This is a genomic window from Methylosinus sp. Sm6, from assembly GCF_019802345.1.
GTDB lineage: Bacteria > Pseudomonadota > Alphaproteobacteria > Rhizobiales > Beijerinckiaceae > Methylosinus.
Genome location: NZ_JAINDZ010000086.1, coordinates 1 through 4,217 on the forward strand (window position 1 = coordinate 1; position 4,217 = coordinate 4,217).

5 protein-coding genes are annotated in these 4,217 nt (G+C 66.0%); 2 read left to right on the forward strand and 3 right to left on the reverse strand.

Translation table 11 applies throughout. From position 1 onward, the window contains the following. Positions 1-4: 4 nt before the first annotated feature. Together K3F48_RS23280 and K3F48_RS23285 are read right to left on the reverse strand one after the other, a co-directional pair. Positions 5-1,429 carry an NAD(P)/FAD-dependent oxidoreductase gene (locus tag K3F48_RS23280; protein WP_222577826.1) on the reverse strand — a complete coding sequence of 475 codons (1,425 nt, stop codon included), beginning with the start codon at positions 1,427-1,429 and terminating at the stop codon, positions 5-7. Further along, the gene (locus K3F48_RS23285) at positions 1,426-2,421 is read right to left on the reverse strand and encodes a radical SAM protein (RefSeq protein WP_222577827.1); all 996 of its coding nucleotides are present in this window, start codon (positions 2,419-2,421) and stop codon (positions 1,426-1,428) included. Before K3F48_RS23285 ends, K3F48_RS23280 begins: the two co-directional genes overlap by 4 nt. Positions 2,422-2,588: 167 nt before the next feature. Between K3F48_RS23285 and K3F48_RS23290 the strand changes: the two genes are divergently transcribed. Further along, positions 2,589-3,254 (forward strand): TIGR04283 family arsenosugar biosynthesis glycosyltransferase, encoded by a 666-nt coding sequence (locus tag K3F48_RS23290; protein WP_222577828.1) that lies wholly within the window; start codon positions 2,589-2,591, stop codon positions 3,252-3,254. Position 3,255: 1 nt separating this feature from the next. Next, positions 3,256-3,867 carry a DUF2064 domain-containing protein gene (locus tag K3F48_RS23295; protein WP_222577829.1) on the forward strand — a complete coding sequence of 204 codons (612 nt, stop codon included), beginning with the start codon at positions 3,256-3,258 and terminating at the stop codon, positions 3,865-3,867. Between the two features lie 39 nt (positions 3,868-3,906). On the opposite strand, the gene K3F48_RS23300 is transcribed toward K3F48_RS23295, so the two are convergent. After that, on the reverse strand, positions 3,907-4,217 hold a 311-nt coding region (locus K3F48_RS23300; RefSeq protein ID WP_255609715.1), incomplete at its 5' end, for a LysR substrate-binding domain-containing protein.

The following is a 4,217-nucleotide window of genomic DNA, read 5'->3' on the forward strand; positions in this document are numbered from 1 at the left end:
AGGCTCATCCGAAAGCTCCGAGAAAACGGACGAGCGCGCGCATCCGCGCCGAAAACAGCGCAGGGGTGAAATAGCCGCCGGCGGCGCGCTTGGAGATTTCGCTCAGCGTCGGATAGGGGACGATGAGATTGGCCAACGCGCCGATCTTCAACCCTTGCGAGATCGCCAAGGTCCAGGGCGTGATCAACTCGCCGGCATTGTGACCGACGATGGTCGCGCCCAGCACATGCCCGCCTTTCGTCACCACGACCTCGAGGAATCCACGCGTCTCGCTCTCGGTTCGAGCACGATCATTGTCCACGAAATCGGCGCGCAGAATGCGAATATCGCCGCCTCTCTCCCGCGCCTGCGCTTTGGTGAGTCCGACTTGCGCGAGCTCCGGATCGGTATAGGTCACCCATGGAAAGGCCTTTGGTCGGCTTTTCGCCGGCAGCCGGAACAGCGCGTTGCGGATGATGATTCCGGCGTGATAGCTGGCGAGATGGGTGAATTGGAGCCCGCCGGCCACATCGCCGGCGGCGAAGATACGCTTATTGCTCGTGCGCAGCCTTGCGTCGGTCTCGACGCCTTTCTGCGAGTAGCGCACGCCAGCGGCGTCGAGCCCGAGATCGTCGACATTGGGCTTTCGGCCCGCGGCGGCGAGCAGATGCGAGCCTTCGATCGCGCTTTCTCCAGCGCCATTTCGCAGCACGATGGCGACGCCTTCGGCGCGCGTCTCGACGCGGAGAATGTCGACGCTCTCGTGAAGATCGATTCCGTCCTCGACGAGCGCGTCGCGAATGACGGCGGCGGCGTCCGGATCGTCCTTCGGAAGCAGAGGCCCGAGGTCGAAGACGCTCACTTCCGCGCCCAGGCGGCGATGCGCCTGCGCCAATTCGCAGCCGATCGGCCCCGCGCCGATCACCAGGAGACGCCGCGGCAGAACAATGTTGTCGAAGATGGTCTCATTGGTGAAATATGGCGCGCTGTCGAGCCCGGGAATCGGCGGGATGGCGGCGCGGCTGCCGGTGGCGATCACGAAGCGTCGCGCGCGAATGATCTTGCCGGCGGCCTCGACGGTATGCGGATCGACGAAGCGCGCGCGCCCTTCGATCACAATGCATCCGAGGCCCGTGAAGCGCTCGATGGAATCATGCGGCGCGATCGCATCGATGACGCCGTGAACATAGGCGTTCACCCCGTCGAAATCGACGTGCGGCTCGCCGGCTCGCACGCCGAATCGGCGCGCTCGCGCCACGGCTTTCGCCGCCTTCGCCGCCGCCAGCAGCGATTTCGACGGCACGCAGCCGGTGTTGAGGCAATCGCCGCCCATCTTCTGCGCCTCGATCAAGACGGTGCGCGCGCCGAGCTGCGCCGCGCCCGCCGCGACCGAAAGACCGGCGGAGCCGGCTCCAATGACGCAAATATCAGCCTGAATGTCATCGCTCATCGCGCCGCTCCCGTCGCGCTGCATGTCGCGCCGCCGAGAACACAAAAGCGCGAGCAATGGACGTGATTGAGGCTCACGGGGCGCATCGCCTCCGCGAGGGTCGCGCCCATCTCGAACGCCTGCGCGTAAGGCAATAGCGTGCAGGAGACGACGGTCGGCGTCTCGGCGCCCTTGCGCTTCAGAACCATGCGCGAGCGCGCGCACATCATCTGCTCCGGCGACTTTCCGAGCACGGTCCAGCAGCCTTCGCTGATCTCGGGCGCGTCGTCATCTTCCGCCAGCTCGGGGAACAGCACGAGCCGCGCCGGGTCGTCGGCGTCGATAGCGACGCCGAGCGCCTCGAACAAATCACGAAATCCCGCGCGCGTCTCGGCTTCGCCATCGCTCGACGCCATACGCGCCGCGACGGCGAGGTCGAAACGATTGGCGGCGAGCCAGAGCAATCCGTCGATGGCGGGCGCCCAGCTGTTCGGCCCGCGAATTTTCTCGTGATCCTCGGCCCGATAATGGTCGAGCGACACGCGGCACGCAAGCCGACCCGGAAAGCGCATGTTCAGCTCGCACAGAGCAGGCGCGACGCGCTGCATCGGCCGCATCGCATTGGTCAGCACGAGAACGCGATGGCCGGCGGCGAGACTGTCCTCCATCATCCCGAGAAGATCGGGATTCATGAAGGGCTCACCCCCGGTGAAGCCGATCTCGAGCGGCCCTTCGGCAATTTTCTTCGCCTCCTCCAGAAAGGCCCGGGCGTCCTCGCGCGTAAAATAGGCCAGGCTGTCGTTCCGGGGAGAGGATTCGATGTAGCAATCGCGGCAGCCGAGATTGCACAGCGTGCCCGTGTTGAACCACAGCGTCTCCAGGCGCACGAATGGCGCATGCGCACGCCTCTCGCCGCGAGCGGTGACGTAGGGATCGCAGAAATTCGCCGAAGCCGAATGCGCCCGAGAGGGATCGGCCGAGGGGGCCGCCATGCCGCAAGCGTCGAATTGCATCGGCTCGCTCCTCTCTCCTACCGCCTATTTCGTTCCCGACGGGTGAAATGTTTCACATATGCGTTTCAGACAGCCGTCCACAGCCAATTCCAAACAATGCTTCCGGCAGCGGTAACCTTTTTCGCTCTCGCAGCGAAATTCGGCCGTAGAGGAAGGGCTGCAAGCAGATGAACTTATCCATTGTCATTCCGACCCTCGACGCCGCCGCGACCCTGCCGCGAACGCTCGCCGCGCTCGGCGCGGAGGACGATATCATCGTCGTCGACGGCGGCTCCGACGACGCCAGCGTCGCGATCGCCCGCAAGTCCGGCGCGAGGCTGGAGGCGGCGCCTATGGGACGCGGTGTGCAGCTGCAAGCCGGAGCCGAGGCGGCGCGTGGAGACTGGCTGTTGTTTCTGCACGCCGATACGGTTCTGGAGTCCGGGTGGCGGGAGGCCGTCGAAATCTTCTGCGCCGATCCCGCCAACCGCTGGCGGGCGGCCGTGTTCCGCTTTGCGCTCGATGATGAGTCGGCGCAGGCGAGACGTTTGGAGCGCCTGGTCGCATGGCGGGTGCGGTGGTTGGGCCTGCCCTATGGCGACCAGGGACTGCTGATCAGCCGCGCCTTCTACGATCGCCTCGGAGGCTTTCGGCCGCTGACGCTGATGGAGGATGTCGACATGGCGCGAAGGATCGGGGCGAGACGCCTGACCGTCCTTCCTATATCGGCTCGCACCTCGGCGACGCGATGGCGACGCGACGGCTGGACGCGGCGCAGCCTGCGCAACCTCGCCTGCCTGACGCTCTACTTCCTCGGCGTTCCGCCGCATGTCATTCGGCGCGTCTACGGCTGACATGTCGCTCACACGCCATCTCGTCATTTTCACACGCTGGCCCCGATATGGCGCCGGCAAGCGCCGGCTCGCGGCCGAGATCGGAGCAACCGAGGCGCTGCGATTTCAGCGTACGGCGCTGTCATTGATGCTCCGCCGCCTCGGCGCTGATCTGCGGTGGACCACATGGCTCGCGGTCACGCCGGATCGCTCCGGGCCCTGGCCGGCGCAGTTCGGCATTCTGCCGCAAGGCCAGGGAAACCTCGGCCAGCGCATGGCGCGGGTCGCACGACTGCCGCCGCCCGGTCCCCTGCTGATCATCGGCAGCGATATTCCCGGCATAACGAGGGAGCGGGTGGCGCACGGCTTTCGCGCTCTCGGCGATCACACGGCCGTCTTCGGCCCCGCGACCGACGGCGGCTATTGGGCAGTGGGCCTGCGTCGTCGCCCGCGCTTCATGGCGCCGTTCGACAAGGTGAGATGGTCGACCGAGCACGCGCTCGCCGACAGCCTCGCCAATCTGACCGGATCATCGGTCGCGCTGCTCGACATGCTCGAGGATGTGGACGATGCGCGATCCTTCGTCCGTCAGCGTAGGCAAGGCTTGCTCGACACGCATTTCGCGCGGCGCTGACGGGATGGAGACATCGCCCCGCCGCTCATCGGGCAAGCGTCAGAAATCCACAAAAGTCCAATCGCATTCGCGCGCCGCGAGGTCGATCAAAGATCGCACTTTCGCCGACAGAAGGCGCGCGCTCGGATAGACGAAATGGATCGGCAGCGGCGCCGGCTCATAATCGGCGAGCACGACCGCGAGCCTGCCGGCGCGGACCAGCTCGATGATCTGATAGCCGGCGGCGATGGTCAGTCCGCCATTGTTCTCGGCATGCCAGATAGCGGCCTCGGCGCTGTTCGTCACATAGGCGCGCGCCGCGTCGACGTCGAAGCGTTCGCCATCCGGCCAGAAGCGCCAGCGGCCGGCCG

Excerpts from the sequence above, each read along its gene's own strand:
- K3F48_RS23280 (WP_222577826.1), bottom strand. The coding sequence starts at position 1,429 with ATGAGCGATGACATTCAGGCTGATATTTGCGTCATTGGAGCCGGCTCC.
- K3F48_RS23285 (WP_222577827.1), bottom strand. The coding sequence starts at position 2,421 with ATGCAATTCGACGCTTGCGGCATGGCGGCCCCCTCGGCCGATCCCTCT.
- K3F48_RS23290 (WP_222577828.1), top strand. The coding sequence starts at position 2,589 with ATGAACTTATCCATTGTCATTCCGACCCTCGACGCCGCCGCGACCCTG.
- K3F48_RS23295 (WP_222577829.1), top strand. The coding sequence starts at position 3,256 with ATGTCGCTCACACGCCATCTCGTCATTTTCACACGCTGGCCCCGATAT.